The sequence below is a fragment of the Corallococcus llansteffanensis genome (assembly GCF_003612055.1).
Classification (GTDB): Bacteria; Myxococcota; Myxococcia; order Myxococcales; family Myxococcaceae; genus Corallococcus; species Corallococcus llansteffanensis.
Window position 1 is genome coordinate 1 of record NZ_RAWB01000217.1, and the last position, 15,194, is coordinate 15,194.

11 protein-coding genes are annotated in these 15,194 nt (G+C 69.0%); 3 read left to right on the top strand and 8 right to left on the bottom strand.

The features are described from left to right. Both D7V93_RS20675 and D7V93_RS20680 read left to right on the top strand, forming a co-directional pair. Positions 1 to 710, top strand: a 710-nt coding sequence (locus D7V93_RS20675) for a hypothetical protein (RefSeq protein ID WP_244237408.1), incomplete at its 5' end; no start/stop codon positions are given. A gap of 93 nt (positions 711 to 803) precedes the next feature. After that, a complete protein-coding gene (locus D7V93_RS20680; RefSeq protein WP_120645056.1) occupies positions 804 to 2,651 on the top strand; it encodes a bifunctional metallophosphatase/5'-nucleotidase in 1,848 nt (615 codons plus the stop codon). Positions 2,652 to 2,755: 104 nt separating this feature from the next. On the opposite strand, the gene D7V93_RS20685 is transcribed toward D7V93_RS20680, so the two are convergent. From D7V93_RS20685 to D7V93_RS20715, 6 genes are all read right to left on the bottom strand, one after another. Further along, positions 2,756 to 3,127 carry a DUSAM domain-containing protein gene (locus D7V93_RS20685; protein ID WP_120645057.1) on the bottom strand — a complete coding sequence of 124 codons (372 nt, stop codon included), beginning with the start codon at positions 3,125 to 3,127 and terminating at the stop codon, positions 2,756 to 2,758. 490 nt (positions 3,128 to 3,617) lie between these two features. Then, a complete protein-coding gene (locus tag D7V93_RS20695; RefSeq protein ID WP_120645058.1) occupies positions 3,618 to 6,749 on the bottom strand; it encodes an efflux RND transporter permease subunit in 3,132 nt (1,043 codons plus the stop codon). A gap of 20 nt (positions 6,750 to 6,769) precedes the next feature. Continuing rightward, entirely contained in the window at positions 6,770 to 7,960 is a 1,191-nt protein-coding gene (locus D7V93_RS20700; protein WP_120645059.1) for an efflux RND transporter periplasmic adaptor subunit, read from the bottom strand. A 210-nt stretch (positions 7,961 to 8,170) separates the two neighbouring features. After that, the gene (locus D7V93_RS20705) at positions 8,171 to 9,481 is read right to left on the bottom strand and encodes an RICIN domain-containing protein (RefSeq protein WP_120645060.1); all 1,311 of its coding nucleotides are present in this window, start codon (positions 9,479 to 9,481) and stop codon (positions 8,171 to 8,173) included. Between the two features lie 195 nt (positions 9,482 to 9,676). Further along, entirely contained in the window at positions 9,677 to 9,880 is a 204-nt protein-coding gene (locus D7V93_RS20710) for a YbdD/YjiX family protein (protein ID WP_120645061.1), read from the bottom strand. After that, positions 9,877 to 11,943, bottom strand: coding sequence for a carbon starvation CstA family protein (locus D7V93_RS20715; RefSeq protein ID WP_120645062.1), 2,067 nt, complete (start codon positions 11,941 to 11,943; stop codon positions 9,877 to 9,879). Before D7V93_RS20715 ends, D7V93_RS20710 begins: the two co-directional genes overlap by 4 nt. A 115-nt stretch (positions 11,944 to 12,058) precedes the next feature. Between D7V93_RS20715 and D7V93_RS20720 the strand changes: the two genes are divergently transcribed. Continuing rightward, on the top strand, positions 12,059 to 13,480 hold the full coding sequence (locus D7V93_RS20720) for a S41 family peptidase (RefSeq protein WP_120645063.1): 1,422 nt from the start codon (positions 12,059 to 12,061) through the stop codon (positions 13,478 to 13,480). 37 nt (positions 13,481 to 13,517) lie between these two features. On the opposite strand, the gene D7V93_RS20725 is transcribed toward D7V93_RS20720, so the two are convergent. After that, a complete protein-coding gene (locus D7V93_RS20725; RefSeq protein ID WP_147451257.1) occupies positions 13,518 to 14,111 on the bottom strand; it encodes a hypothetical protein in 594 nt (197 codons plus the stop codon). 105 nt (positions 14,112 to 14,216) lie between these two features. Next, positions 14,217 to 15,065: a DUF6782 family putative metallopeptidase gene (locus D7V93_RS20730; protein WP_147451258.1), complete on the bottom strand. Its 849-nt coding sequence runs from the start codon at positions 15,063 to 15,065 to the stop codon at positions 14,217 to 14,219. Between the last annotated feature and the right edge of the window lie 129 nt (positions 15,066 to 15,194).

A 15,194-nucleotide genomic window follows, 5' to 3' on the forward strand; every position in this document is an offset into this window, starting at 1 on the left:
CCATGCCCCAGCCCCCGAAGGGGGCCCCCCAGCGCACACCGATTCCGAAGGCGCCTCCGCTGTCGAAGCCGAAGGACGCCTACGCGGCGGTGGACGCGGCCATCGGCGTCCTCAAGGACCTGCACACGCGCATCCCGATGGCGCACTTCGTCACCGAGTGCCTGGATCCGAAGGCGGACCGCGCCCGCGTCGCCTCGGTGGAGGATGAAGCCACCTTCTTCCTGCGCATGCACAAGGACCGCGTCGGCCTCTGGGCGAAGGCGAAGCCGCGCGCGCCGAAGAAGCGCGAATCGAGCTGGGCCTACTTCGCGAGGGTGTATGGCTCCATCACATGGATCCTCGACGGTCAGGCCGACAAGGACCTGCCGATGTTCTATTGCGGCAACGTGACGGGGGGCGGCTGGAGCTGCCTGGAGATCGACAGCAACAGCGACTATCCCATCGACGATCTGGTGGAGCTCACGGGCAACGCGGACTTCGAGGACCTCTTCGTGTTCCACGGCGGCTGGCACCATGACCGCTCGTTCGCCTTCGACCCGCGCGAGGTCTCCGCCACCGGCGAGCAGGCCATCATCCCGTTCGATGACAACATCACCCGGCTGCCCAGGCGCATGAAGCCTGAGCGCATCGTCCCGTTCGGGCACTGGCTCTACAAGCGCGTCGTGTCCCTGACGAAGGTCGCGGAGCGCAACCTGCGCGAGCTGAGCTGAGCGAATTCCGCTGGGGCCCCGGGAGAGAGAAGTTAGGGTCCGCCGCCACGCCGGGCGCTTCCTCCCGGCCCTACTCCTCGCAGAGGTCTCCTGATGCGTCTTCCTGTCCTGATGCGCGCGCTGCGCACCACCTCCTTCTGCCTCGTGGGCGCCTGCTCGCTGCTGACCGCCTGTGACTCCAACGACGTGCCGCCCGAGCCCCCTCCCCCGAAGGACACCTCGCCGCGCACGCTGACGCTGCTCCAGACGAGCGACCTGCACACCAACATCTTCCCGTGGGACTACTTCACCGGGAAGCCCGACACGAAGCGCGGCGTCGCCAAGGTGGCCACGCTCGTCAAGCAGGAGCGTGCGAAGAACCCGGACTGCACGCTGCTCATCGACACCGGCGACACCATCCAGGGCACGCCGCTCGGCACCTACTACGCCCTCGTGGACAACACGCCCAAGCACCCCATGGCCACCGCCATGAACGAGCTGGGCTATGCCGCCATGGCCCTGGGCAACCACGAGTTCAACTACGGCCTCAACGTCCTCAACAAGTTCAAGGGCGAGGCCAACTTCCCCCTGCTGGGCGCCAACGTGCGCAAGAGCGCGGATGGTTCGGAGGCCTTCACGCCCTTCATCATCAAGACGGTGTGCGGCGTGAAGGTCGGCATCCTCGGCCTCGTGACGCCCGGCGTGGCGACGTGGGAGCGCGCGGAGAACATCCCCGGCCTGCGCTTCGATGATCCGCTGGAGACCGCGAAGGCCTACGTGCCGAAGATGAAGGCGGAGGGCGCGGACGTGGTGGTGGTGGCCATCCACAGCGGCCCGGACAAGCAGCCGACCGGCAGCGCGAGCAGCCCCGACTCCTGGCTCGCGGACTACGCGGACGCCTCCAAGTGGGCCGACCGCGGCAACCTCCCCGGTGAGAACGAGGCCGTGCAGATCGCCCAGGGCGTGCCCGGCGTGGACGTGATGCTCACCGGCCACACCCACCAGCCCATCCCGAAGATGCTGCTGAAGAACCAGGACGGCAGCGAAGTCCTCCTCACCCAGCCCAACCGCTGGGGCAGCCACCTGGCCAACGTCCAGCTCAACGTCACCTGGAAGGAGGACCACTGGGCCGTGGACAGCCACGACGCCCTGCTCAACGCCGTGGACGACACGGTGACGGCGGATGCCACCGTCACGCAGCTCATCCAGACCTACCACGACACCACGGTCGCCTACGTGAACCAGAAGATTGGCACCACCACCGCGGTGTTCCCGGGCGGCTACGCCGCGCGCTACGTGGACAGCGCCCTGTCGGACCTCATCAACACCGTCCAGGAGGAGGCCGCGCACGAGGCCGGCTACACCGTGGACCTGTCCCTGTCCGCCATCTTCACCAACGACGTCTCACTGCCGGCGGGTGACGTCACCCTGCGCGACGCCTACAGCATCTACATCTACGACAACACGCTGTACGTGATGGAGATCAACGGCTCCATCCTCCGGCGCGCGCTGGAGATGAACACCCTCTATTTCAAGACGCTCGACGCGGCCAACCTGCCCGCGAAGCCCGCGGACGCGAAGGCCACCACGCCCCCCGTCGCGGACTTCAACTGGGACCTCTACTCGCGCATCGAGTACGGCTACGACCTCACGAAGCCCATCGGCTCCCGGCTCACGCACCTGCGCTTCCAGGGCCAGGAGGTCAAGGACGACCAGGTCTTCCGCGTCGCCATCAACAACTACCGCGCGGGCGGGGGCGGCGGGTACAGCATGTTCAAGGAGGGCCGCGTGCTGTGGACCTCCGCGGACGGCGTGCGCGACTACGTCGCGCGCTACATGCAGTCGCACCAGGGCCTGGCGCCGGAGGTGGTGAACACCTGCAACTTCACCCTCGCCCCCGACCTCTACACGCCCTACTACGCGGGCACGTTCGGCGCCGCGAAGTGCGCGCCCGCGAAGTAGCCTGAAGTAGAGGGTGAAGCGTGGTGGCGGCGCCCATGGTGCAGCAGACGCCGGGCCGGTAGTGCAGCAGGGCGCGGCGCCGCGTTGGCGCCGCGCCCTGGCTGTCACGGCTCGTCGGCCATGTCGTCCAGTTGTCCCTGGGCCGTTTCGCGGTAGTAGGGGACGACTTCGACGGCGAGCACGTCGCGCATCTCCTGGCGCGCGTCGTCGTAGTTGCCTGCCCGCTGGTGGCGGTACATCCGATGGAGGGCGTCCATCAGTCGATTGGACCCGTCGGTGATGCGCCGCGATGCTTCGGCAAGCAGGGCCAGCGCGCCAGCCTCGGTGCGCAGGGCATCCACCGCATCGGTGATGGCGACCTCTCGCGCGGTGCGCAGGAGGAGCGCACGCACGTCATCCGTGAGGACCAGCGGTGCGCCCTCGCGAAGCACCCGGCGTGCGAGAGCCTGAGTAGCGCGCCAGTCCTGGTCCGACATCTACCGCCTCCTCTTTCGCGGGCTGCACATCTTCACGGGCCATTCGTGCTGGCCCTCACAGTAACGAAGGCAGTCGTAGCAGGGACCTACCCATTCGTTGTCCTGGCAATCGCCATAGGCTCGGATGCAGCGGCGCTTCCACTCCGGCAACTCCGCGTTGTGTGAGTCGTCCCACTCCACGGCCTGGCCGTGCGTGCCGGTGGCGCCGACGCCGGCAGCCATGATGACGGCGGCCTCGGATGCGGTAAGTCCGCACGCCTCGGGCATGCCTGGGTGACGCTGGATGCAGTCCGTCTCGGTGTCCATGGCGATGGTGGCGCACCCCTGGCCGAGGGCCGCGAGGACGGGGGCGAGGTATCGCCACCGAGAGGTAGATTTCTGGGTTGCCATGGCTCGGATCGCAGTCCCGACACGCCCTACTCCGCGGGCACGTTCGGCGCCGCGAAGTGCGCGCCCGCGAAGTAGCCGCGGGCGCGCAGGGCCAGCGGGCTCAGTGCCCGGCGACCGCGGGCCTGGTGGGCTCAGCGACGGCGGGCCCGGCGACAGCGGGCTCGGCGACGGCGGGCGCGGTGCGCGTGCGGGCGATGAGCAGGTAGATGGCCGGCACGAAGTAGAGGGTGAAGACCGTGCCCAGGGCCATGCCGGTGACGAGCACCAGCCCGATGCTGTTGCGCGCCGCCGCGCCCGGCCCCGACACCAGGACCAGCGGGAAGTGGCCCGCGACCGTCGCCACGGTCGTCATCAGGATGGGACGAAGCCGTCCGGAGGCCGCTTCCCGCACGGCCTCCAGCTTCGTCCTGCCCTCCTCCTGGAGCCGGTTGGCGAAGTCCACGATGAGGATGCCGTTCTTCGCGATGAGCCCCACCAGCGTCACCAGCCCCACCTGCGAGTAGATGTTGAGCGTGGTGGTGAAGCTGTCGGTGAAGTACGGCATCGTCGGGTTCGGCATCTTCAGGAACGTGGTCATCATCGCGCCGAAGAGGGCCAGCGGCACGGAGCCCGCGAGGATGATGAACGGATCCCGGAAGCTGTTGAACTGGGCCGCGAGCACCAGGAAGATGAGCACCACCGCGAGCATGAACGCAGGCAGGAACGTGTTGCCCTCCACGCGCAGCTGCCGCGACTCGCCCGTGTAGTCGATGCGGTAGCCCGCGGGCAGGAGGCGCGCGGCCTCCGTCTCCAGGTAGGTGAGCGCCTCATCCAACGGCCGGATGGCCACGCCGCTCAGCTTTACGGCATTGAGCTGCTGGAAGCGGTTGAGCGACCGGGGCGCCACCGTCTCCCGCAGCGACGCGATGGACGACAGGGCCACGAGCTTGCCGTCGGGACCGGTGACGTGGAGGTCCTTGAGCTGTTCCGGGTTGAGCCGGGAGGCCCGCAGGACCTGCGGGATGACCTTGTAGCTGCGGCCCGCGATGTTGAAGCGGTTGACGAAGTTGCCGCCCACCGCCGCGCCCAGGTCCTGTCCCACCGTCCCCAGGTTCAACCCCAGCTGCGCGACCTTCTCCCGGTCGATCTCCACCTCCGACTGGGGCTGGTCGAGCTTCACGTCGATGATGGGCGGGAAGGCGAACAGCCCGCTCTGCGTCGCCTTCTCCTGGAGCTGCTGCGCGAACCCCAGCAGCTCCTCCGCCTCCGCCGTGGAGGCGATGACGAACTCCACCGGGAAGTTGCCACCACCCGGCAGCGCGGAGGGCTGGATGGCGAAGGTCTGCACGCCCGGGAGGACGTTCACCCGCTCTTGCGTCTCCGCGAGCACTTGCGCCGCGGAGCGCTGCCGCTGCTCCCAGGGCTTCAGCGCCAGGCCCCAGAACCCGTTGCCCGGGCTCATGATCTGGAAGATGAAGTCCGACTCCGGCATCTCCAGCAGCGTCTTGCTCACCTGGCGGGTGGACGGCGCCAGCTGATCCAACGTGGAGTTGGACGGGGTGCTGACGATGCCGAAGACGATGCCCTGGTCCTCCGTCGGGGCCAGCTCCCGCGGCGACTGGGTGAACATCACGACGGCGAGCAGGCTCAGCACCACCCACGCGGCATAGACGGGGCCGCGGGTCTCCAGCGAGCGGTCCAGGGTGCGGGCGTACGCGCCCCGCAGGCGCTCGAAGGCGCGGTTGACGACGCCCGCGAGCCCCTGGTCCTCATGGCCCGCCCGCAGGAGCGCGGCGGACATCATGGGTGAGAGCGTCAGCGCCACCACGCCCGACAGGGCCACCGCTCCGGCCAGGGTGAGCGCGAACTCACGGAACAGCGAGCCCGTGAGCCCGCCCTGGAACGCGATGGGCGCATAGACGGCGGCGAGCGTGAGGGTCATCGCGATGATGGGGCCCACCAGCTCCCGCGCGCTCTTGAGGGCGGCGTCCACCGGGCGCAGCCCCTCGCGCAGGTGGCGCTCCACGTTCTCCACCACGACGATGGCGTCGTCCACGACGAGCCCCACCGACAGCACCACGGCGAGCAGCGTGAGCAGGTTCACCGTGAAGCCGAAGACCTGCATCAGGAACACCGTGCCGATGAGCGACACCGGGATGGCCACCACCGGCACCAGGATGGAGCGCACGGAGCCCAGGAAGAGGAAGATGACCACCACGACGATGAGCAGCGTCTCTCCCAGCGTGGACACCACCTCGTCGATGGCGTTCTGGATGTACTCCGTCCCGTCGAAGGCGATGCTGCCGTCAATCTGCTCCGGCATCTCCCGCTGCAGCGCGCCCATCTCGTCGCGGATGCGCTGCATGACCTCCAGCGAGTTGGCGTTGGGAAGCGACCAGATGCCGATGAAGACAGCCGTCTTCCCGCTGAGGGTCACGTCGGTGTCGTAGTCCTCGGCCCCCAGCACCACGTCCGCGATGTCCGACAGCCGCACCACCGCGCCGCCATCCCGCCGCACGATGAGCTGCTTGAACTCCTCCACCGAACGCAGGCTCGTGTTGGCCGTGAGGTTCACCTGGACGAGCGAACCCTTCGTCTGGCCCACGGCCGCCAGCGAGTTGTTGGCGGCGAGCGCCTGCCGCACCTGCGAGGGACTCACGTTGAGCGCGGCCATCCGGTCCGGCTTCATCCACACCCGCATCGCGAACGTGCGCGCCCCGAGGATGTCCGCGCGCTGCACGCCCTCCACCGACGACAGCCGCGGCTGCACCACGCGCACCAGGTAGTCGGACAGCTCGTTCTGCTGGAGGAAGTCGGAGGTGAAGTTGAGGTAGGCGATGGCGAACTGGCTGTCCGCGGACTCGATGCCGAGCACCGGGACCTGCGCTTCGGGCGGCAGGTCGCCGCGCACCTGATCGACCTTGGCGCTGATCTCGCTCAAGGCGCGGTTGGAGTCATAGTTGAGCTTGAGCCGGGCGCGGACGATGGAGACGCCCTGGAGGCTCTGGGACTCGACGTAGTCGATGCCGTCCGCCGCGGCGATGACGCGCTCCAGCGGGGTGGTGATGAAGCCGCGGACCAGCTCCGCGTTGGCACCGATGTAGGCCGTGGTGACGATGATGTCGGCGTTCTCGCTGCGCGGGTACTGCCGCACGTTGAGGGAGCGCAGGGCCTGCAGGCCCGCGATGATGATGAGGAGGTTGACCACCAGCGCCACGACGGGGCGCCGGATGAAGAGGGCGGTGAAGTTCATGGATTTCGCCTTCCCCTTCCCTACGGGTTCACGGGCTGGGGCGCGGCCTCGACGGGCGGCGCCAGCGCGTTGTTGAGGACGACGGCCGCGCCGTTCTTCAGCTTGAAGACGCCACTGCTCACCACGGTCTGCCCGGCCGTCAGGCCCGACGTCACCTCCACGAAGTCACCCCGCCGCTCCCCCAGCCGCACGAACTGCTGGCGCGCCAGGAGGGCCTTCTTGCCCGCGGCATCCTTGCCCTCGGCGAGGGTGAACACGGAGTCCCCGTAGGGGGCGAAGAGCACCGCGGTGGCGGGGATGGCCACCACCGGGTGGCTCGACTCGGCGAGCACCTCCACGTTGGCGAACATGCCCGGCAAGAGCCGTCCGTCCGCGTTGGGCACGGTGGCGCGCATGCGCACGTTGCGCGAGGACAGCTCCACCTCCGGGTTGATGGTGGTGAGCTCGCCCTCCCACGTCTGCCCCGGGAAGACGTCCACGCGGATGCGCACCTTCTGCCCCTGCTTCACCTGCGCCAGCGCCTGCTGCGGAAGCAGGAACTCCACCAGCGCGGGGGTGATGGACTGCAGGGAGGCGATGGGGTTGCCCGGGGACACGAGCTGCCCCAGCTCCACCTGCCGGATGCCGACGCGGCCCTCGAAGGGCGCGCGGATGACCTTCTTCGCGAGGAGCGTCTTCAGGTGGGCCACCACGGCCTCTGCCTGGACCGCCCGCGCCCGGACGGCGTCGAGCTCCGACTGCGTGTTGGCGCCCTGCGCGAGGAGCTTCTCCACGCGGTCCCGGGTGAGCCGCGCGAGCTGCGCGTCCGCCTCGGCCCCGGTCAGCTGGGCCGCCTCGCTGGAGGCGTCGAGCTGGACGAGCACCTGCCCCTTCTTCACCGACGCGCCGTTCTCGAAGCGGATGTCGCTGACGACGCCCGGCAGCTCCGCGCTCAGCGTCACGCCGCGCACCGCGAGCACCGTGCCCACCGCGCCCTGCGTGGCCTGCCAGCCGAAGGACTCCACCTGGGCCGACGTGACGGACTCAGGCGGCTGCACGAAGGTTTCACCGGCGTTGATCATCGCGACAATCTGGGCCCCCTTGACGGCGGCGAGCCCCGCGAAGATGGCGACCAGGGCCAACACGCCGATGATCCACCGCTTGAGGCGGCTGCCGCGGCGCGGCGGGGAGAGGGACACTTCAGGAGAAGGGGCGGAGAGCGGGGCATGCATCGTGGGCACTCAAACGGGCTGGACTGCGCAGCCGTGTCAGGGAATGCGCAGCCGTCTAACCGGGCCACCCGTTCTTCGCCCTCTTGAAAATGCATTTTTCCCGTGTGCAATCCGCGTGGAATCCACCGCCACGGGTCATCTCGCGGATACCCCGACACACCTACGTGACAGGGACGGCGACACGCACCGACCCTGTCACCTGGCCGCGGGCTACTGCGCTTCCAGCCGGAACTGCTGGCAGTCGTTGTTGGACCACGTCCACTGCTGCAGGAGCGTGCCGTCACCGCTGCCGCCCTGGCAGCCCGTCACGTCCAGCACCTTGCCGCTGTGGCGCGCCTCCAGCCGGTGGTAGCCGTTGCCCAGCGCCACGGGCTTGAACTGCTGGTTGCTCCCGCCGGAGTACGACCACTGCTGGAGCCCCGCGCCGTCCGCGCTGCTCACGTCCTTCACGTCCAGCGCCTTGCCGCTGTAGCGCGACACGAAGCGGTAGTAGCCGCTGTCCGTCGCCTCCATCGCCCACTGCTGGCTGGGGCCCGTGTGGCAGGTCCACTGGTGGATGATGGCGCCGTCCGCCGTGCTCGGGCCGGAGATGTCCACGCACCGTCCGGAAGCCTTGTTCACCAGCCGGTACGCGCCCGTGCCGCCCGTCCCCTGCGCCACCGAGTAGATGGCGTTGAGCAGCGACGTGCTCCCGGACGTGTCCTGGCTCAGCTCCCAGATCATCACGCCGCCGTTCTGCAGGCCCAGCCGCGTCTTCGCCTGGATGGTGGCGATGCCGTTGTAATAGACGTCCCCCACGTTGTCCTTGTAGGGCGCCTGCGAGTCCCGCGCGACCAGCTCCGAGTAGCCCACATAGCTCGACGGCGAGCGCCCGTAGAACGGCACGCCGAGCACCGCCTTCGACGCCGGCAGCCCGCGCCCCTTCCAGTAGTTCAGCGACTGGACCCCATAGTCATACGTGGAATGCGGCTGCCCGCCGTCGTAGGCCATGATGTTGAGGAAGTCGACGTCGCTGAACACCGACGCCTGCACGCCGCCGCCGGTGGAGCCGTTCGCCACCACGGCCGCCGTCAGCAGCTTGCCCCGGCTGTGCATCGCGGTGCCCAGCTCCCGCATCATCAGCGCGTAGTTGTTCCCCGACGTGCCGGGGTCCGGGTACTCCCAGTCGATGTCCACGCCGTCCAGCCCGGCCGCGTTGACGAAGTTCACCAGGTTGTTCACGAATGCCGTGCGCGTGCTCGCGTTCGCCGCCAGCTGCTCGAAGCCGCTGTCGTTGCCGTCATTCCAGCCGCCTACGGCAATGAGCACCTTCACTCCCTGCGCGTGCGCCAGCGTCACCAGCGAGCGCAGCCGCGCGTCCCCGCTGCTCACCCCCGTCAGCCCACCCTGCGCCGTGGGCAGCGCGAACGCGTAGTTGATGTGGCTCAGCTTGTTGTACGGCAGCGTGTTCACGTCACCCGCCCACGTCGGCAGGTAGCCCACCACCCGCGTCGCCAGCGCCGGGGATTCCACGGCACCCATCGGCTCCTCGGACGTCGGAGCGTCCCCCGGGCCTGAACAGCCCCCCAGTGATGCGAAGAACACGGCGCCCAAAGCCAGCGTCCGGAACGGTGTTGCGGTGCGAGACAAGGCGAACTCCTGCGTCATGGGTTTCACGGGCTGAACCCGTAAAACTCATTAAGCAGCTTTGTCCGGAGGACTCAACGACTCATCGCCTCAGCAGCACCGGCCTCCGCCGCCCCGGTAGCGGGCCTGGAGGCGGTCGTTGAAAAACTCCGCGTACGTCATCACCGCGCGGTCCGGATGGTGGCGGCGCATGTGGGCCACATAGGTGTCGTAGTCGGGCACGCCGATCATCTGCCGAGCGATGCGCACGGCCTGACGCCACCCGTGCTGGAGCGTCCGCACGAAGTCCGTCATGAGCGCTCCACCGCGGCAGCGGCCACGAAGGGCGTCTCGTGCGAGGTGGCCACCGTCGAGCGTCGGGCCACGAGCATGGCGCGCACGCCGAAGAGGACGGTCGCCACCACCACGGCCATGAAGAACGCGGTGAGGGCGGCATCCAGGTAGTCGTTGCCGATGATGCGCTCCATCTCCTCCATGGACTTCGCGGGGGCGATGATGCGGCCCTCGTCCACCGCCTGGGAGAAGGCGCGCGCGTGGGCGACGAAGCTCACGCGCACGTCGCCGCCGAACACCTTCTGGAAGCCGGCGGTGAGCGTGCACAGCACCAGCCACGCGGCGGGGATGCCGGGCACCCACACGTAGCGCTCGCGCTTCATCTTCACCAGCGCCACGCACCCCAGCGTGAGCGCCACGGCGGCGAGCATCTGGTTGGCGATGCCGAACAGCGGCCACAGCGTGTTGATGCCGCCCAGCGGATCCACCACGCCCTGGTAGAGGAAGTAGCCCCACGCGCCCACGCACAGCGCGGTGGCCAGCAGGTTCGCGCCCCAGGACTCCGTGCGCTTGAGCGGCGCGTACACCAGGCCCGCCAGCTCTTGAATCATGAAGCGCCCCACGCGCGTGCCGGCGTCCACCGTGGTGAGGATGAAGAGGGCCTCGAAGAGGATGGCGTAGTGGTACCAGAAGGCCATCATCCCCTGCCCGGACACGAGCCCGTGGAGGATCTGCGCCATGCCCACCGCCAGCGTCGGCGCACCGCCCGCGCGCGACAGGATGGTCGTCTCGCCGATGTCGCGCGCCGTCTGCTCCAGCACCTCCGGCGTGATGACGAAGCCCCACTGGCTGAGGGTCTGCGCCGCCTGCGTCGCGGTGGTGCCAATCAGGGCCCCGGGCGAGTTCATCGCGAAGTAGACGCCCGGATCCAGCACCGACGCGGCGATGAGCGCCATGATGGCCACGAAGGCCTCCATCAGCATCGCGCCGTAGCCCACCATGCGCGCGTCGGCCTCGGAGGCGAGCATCTTCGGCGTGGTGCCCGACGCGATGAGCGAGTGCCACCCGGACACCGCGCCGCACGCGATGGTGATGAACAGGAACGGGAACAGGCTGCCGGAGAACACCGGGCCGGAGCCGTCCACGAACCGCGTCACCGCCGGCATGCGCAGCTCCGGCGCCGCCAGCGCGATGCCCACCGCCAGCAGCAGCACGGTGCCAATCTTGAGGAAGGTGGACAGGTAGTCGCGCGGCGCGAGCAGCAGCCACACCGGCAGCACCGCGGCGCAGAACCCGTAGCCGATGAGCAGCCACGCCAGCGTCTTGCTGTCGAAGGTGAACGCGGGCGCCCACGCGGCGGACTCGGACACCTGGCCGCCGAAGTAGATGCTGAGCATCAGCAGCACGAAGCCGACGATGGACACCTCCAGCACGCGGCCCGGGCGCACGTAGCGCAGGTACAGCCCCATCAGCACCGCGATGGGGATGGTCATCGCCACGGTGAAGGTGCCCCAGGGGCTGGCCGTCAGCGCCTTCACGACCACCAGCGCCAGCACCGCGAGGATGATCATCATGATCATCAGCACGCCCACCATCGCCGTCACACCCGCCGCCGGGCCCAGCTCCATGCGGACCATGTCGCCCAGCGACTTGCCGTCGCGGCGGATGGACAGGAACAGCGTCACGAAGTCCTGCACCGCGCCCGCCACCACCACGCCCACGAGGATCCACAGCGTGCCCGGCAGGTAGCCCATCTGCGCCGCCAGCACCGGCCCCACGAGCGGCCCCGCGCCCGCGATGGCCGCGAAGTGGTGGCCGAACACGACCCACCGGTCCGTGGGCACGTAGTCCAGGCCGTCGTTGCGGCGCTCGGCGGGGGTGGCGCGCGTGGGGTCCAGGCGCAGCGCTTTTTCGGCAATGAAGCGACCGTAGAAGCGATATCCCAGCATGAACACCGCGACCGCGGCGACCACCAGCCAGATGGCGTTGATGGACTCTCCCCGGTGCAGCGCCACCACGCCCAGGCTGAACGCCCCGGCCAGGGCCACCAGCGCCCATCCCAGCTTCCGAGCGACTCCACCCATGATGTCTCCCCGCCGCGAGCGTGGCACCCCCACCCCGCGCGGGGTTTATAGCGCACCCGTTGTCCCGGTCCGCCCCACGCGCGACGGGGTGTCGGGTGAAGGAAACCTCCGCGCCATGAACATCCCGCCTCCTCGCTCGCGCCTCGTGCCGCTGCTCCTCCTGGGCCTGCTGGCCTCCTGTGCCACGCCCCGCTCCACCCTGGGACATGGGCCCGTGATGAAGGACGGAGCGCCCCGTCCGGAGGCGCTCGGCGTGTGGCGCTCGAGGGGCTACGGGTGGCTGCTCACGGTGACGCCACAGGGGCTGCACCTGCACCACGAGACGGCGGCGGGCTGCTACGCGGATCCATCATCGTCAACGGAGCTGCTGGAGCTGTTCGGCGTCCAGGAGCCCGGGCCCTCGGCGGACAGCGCTGACTTCCTCTCCGCGCCAGGAGAGACGCGCTACCGCTTCGACCGCGTGGCCGCCCTGCCCGCTGGCTGTAACGCCCCGCATCCGTGGAGCGCCCCGGCGCTGTTCGACGTGTTCCAGGCGACCCTCACCGAGCACTACGCCTTCTTCCCCGAGCGGGCTCCGGACTGGCTGTCACGCCTGGAAGCGCAGCGCTCCCACGTAAAGCCAGACACGGACGGCCGCGCGTTGTTCACCCTCTTCGCGGAAGCCCTCCAGACGCTGGGGGATTCGCACGTGGAGCTGCTGGCGGACGACGCTTCGTCGGACTCGCTGCACTACGAGGAGCGCGCCACGGGGACCTTCGCGCTGCTGGAACGGGTGGCGCACGAGACGGACCGCCCCATGCAAGTCGTGCAGAAGGAATGGCTGCGCGCCTACTGGGTCGGCATCGTCCAGACGGTGCTGCGCGGCCAGGTGCACGTGGGCGCGAACCAGCGCGTCCTCTGGGGCTTCGCCGCGCCCCGAGTGGGCTACCTCAACGTGCTGACGATGGGCGGGTTCGTCGCCACGTCGGACGAGGGAGCCCTCCCGCTCGCGCAGGAGCTGGCCGCGCTGGAGCCCGTCCTCGATGAGGCGATGACGGCGTTCGCCGCAGCGGACGTGGTCATCGTGGACGTGAGCAACAACCGCGGCGGCCATGACGGCGTCGCGCGCGCGATCGCGGAGCGCTTCACGGACCTGCGCCGGCATGCGTATTCCAAGTGGGCGCGGGGGGCGAAGGACGTCCCGCCGCAGGAGTTCTTCCTCACGCCCACGTCGCGCCCCGCGTTCCACGGCCCCGTCCAACTGGTGACGAGCGGCGTCACGGTCAGTGCCGGAGAGGTGTTCACGCTGGCCATGCGCGCGCTGCCCCAGGTGGTCCACATGGGCACGGCCACGCGGGGCTGCTTCTCCGACGTGCTCGTCAAACCCCTGCCCAACGGCTGGACGGTCCACCTGTCGAACGAGCACTACACGGACGCGAAGGGCCAGGACCACGAGGCCCACGGCGTCCCGCCCGAGCGGCCCCTGGAGCTGTTCCCGGAGGCCGACCTGAGACAGGGCCACGCCCGCGCCATCCGGGCCCTCGCGGACTCACGGTGAGTCCCCGGGAGCACCCGGGGCGCCGGTGGACGACTTTTCAGCGGGCGAAGGGGACGGGCAGCGACTCAGCCACGACCTGCTGCTTCGCCAGCTGCACCTTGCCGCTCTTGCGCACGGAGAAGTCACACGCGAGCAGCTGGTTGCCCACGAGCACCAGGGCCGAGGCCTCGAAGCCCTCCTCGTCGGCGGTGACCTTGATGGGGTGCAGCTTCTGGGACACGTCCGCCTTCTGCGCGGAGAGGGTCGGGTCGGTGTTCGTGGCGGGCAGCCACTGCACGTCCTCGGCGCGCTCCACCAGCCGGCGCTTGCCGCCCTCCGTGTTCTCCACGAAGAAGCGCAGGTACTCGGGGACCTCGGCGGCCTCCAGCGTCAGCACCTCCTCCTGGTTGACCTTGTAGATGGCCTCAGGGGTGGCGGGCGTGAGGTTGACGGCGCTCTTCCCGTCGTCCGCGTACTTGAAGCGCAGCGCCCGGTGCGGCAGCCGCACGTCCACCGTCACCAACTGGAAGCGCTTGTAGAACCCCAGCGGCTGACGCGTGAACGTCGTGGCCGCCAGGTTCTGCTTGATGGTCCCGGCATGCACCGGGTCCACCTGCTCGATGCGCTGCAACGTCTGGGCGTCCGCATTCACCTTCGGTTCCTCCAGGGACCCGGCCTTCGAAGGCCGGGCGGTGTCACAGTGAGTGGCGGACAGCACCCACAAGGCAGCGACGAGGATCCGGTGCATGCAGCGTGCTTACGGGTGCGCCTTGTCCCAGCCCTGGCCGTAGTAGTCGGGGTAGTTCTGACCGTTGGTGCTGGTCACCACCTTGCCCGTCTTGAAGCCGTCCAGCACGGCAGCGTAGCCCGCCTTGTCGCCGATTTCACGAAGTTGCGTCTCCGACAGGGACGGGTCCTTCGCCTTCGCGTCGCTGATGGCCTTCGAGGAGGCCGCGTTGTACTCCGCCTCCAGCGGGAAGGTGGCGGTGACCTTCTCACCGTTGGCGACCAGCTCGTTCTTCGCCTTGATGCTGTCGACGGTGCCGCGCGTCTCCTCGTCGAGCAGCGTCTGCACGTAGTCCGCGCGCGACTGGGTGTTGATGTCGGCCCGGGGGCCGTCCATCGTCGCCTTCGCGTGGTTGATCTCGTGCACCAGCGTCAGGGCCGCTTCCTGCGGATCCTGGCTGCGGTCGATGACGATCTTGTTGCCGTCCCAGTACGAGCCACCGCCGTCGGCGAACTCCACCGGGATCTTCTTGTCCTCCAGGTACTTCACCGCGGCGGCGCCGGTCGGCGAGTTCTTGAGGACGTCCTTCGTCTCCTGCAGCTTCGCCTTGTCCTTGGAGGCCTGGATGGCGTCGCCGATGGCGCCACCAATCGCACCGCCAAGGCCGGCGCCCGCGGGGCCGCCGAGGATGCCACCGATGATGCCACCGATGGTGCCCGCGTCCGCCTTCTTCGCCTTGTCGAAGGCGTCCTTGAAGAGGTCGCCCACGGGGTTCGCGTTCACCTGCTGCGGACGGGGGCTCACCACCGTCCGTGCGGCCTGCGAAGCTTCCGTGTTCTGCACCGGGCGTGAACCACCGCGAATTCCGTCAACCCCCATGACTTTTCTCCCCAGATCTCAAAGTACGGCTTTGAGGAGGTTATCGGAGAAAGGGGCTTGCCAGTTGCGAGTCCTGCCTTTAGCACCCCGCGTCACGACCTGGCAGGTGGGCTGGAGGGCGGACGGGGG

Coding starts and splice junctions, on each gene's coding strand:
- D7V93_RS20695 (WP_120645058.1), bottom strand. CDS start 6,749: ATGAACTTCACCGCCCTCTTCATCCGGCGCCCCGTCGTGGCGCTGGTG.
- D7V93_RS20715 (WP_120645062.1), bottom strand. CDS start 11,943: ATGGGTGGAGTCGCTCGGAAGCTGGGATGGGCGCTGGTGGCCCTGGCC.
- D7V93_RS20685 (WP_120645057.1), bottom strand. CDS start 3,127: ATGTCGGACCAGGACTGGCGCGCTACTCAGGCTCTCGCACGCCGGGTG.
- D7V93_RS20720 (WP_120645063.1), top strand. CDS start 12,059: ATGAACATCCCGCCTCCTCGCTCGCGCCTCGTGCCGCTGCTCCTCCTG.
- D7V93_RS20730 (WP_147451258.1), bottom strand. CDS start 15,065: ATGGGGGTTGACGGAATTCGCGGTGGTTCACGCCCGGTGCAGAACACG.
- D7V93_RS20700 (WP_120645059.1), bottom strand. CDS start 7,960: ATGCATGCCCCGCTCTCCGCCCCTTCTCCTGAAGTGTCCCTCTCCCCG.
- D7V93_RS20710 (WP_120645061.1), bottom strand. CDS start 9,880: ATGACGGACTTCGTGCGGACGCTCCAGCACGGGTGGCGTCAGGCCGTG.
- D7V93_RS20680 (WP_120645056.1), top strand. CDS start 804: ATGCGTCTTCCTGTCCTGATGCGCGCGCTGCGCACCACCTCCTTCTGC.
- D7V93_RS20705 (WP_120645060.1), bottom strand. CDS start 9,481: ATGGGTGCCGTGGAATCCCCGGCGCTGGCGACGCGGGTGGTGGGCTAC.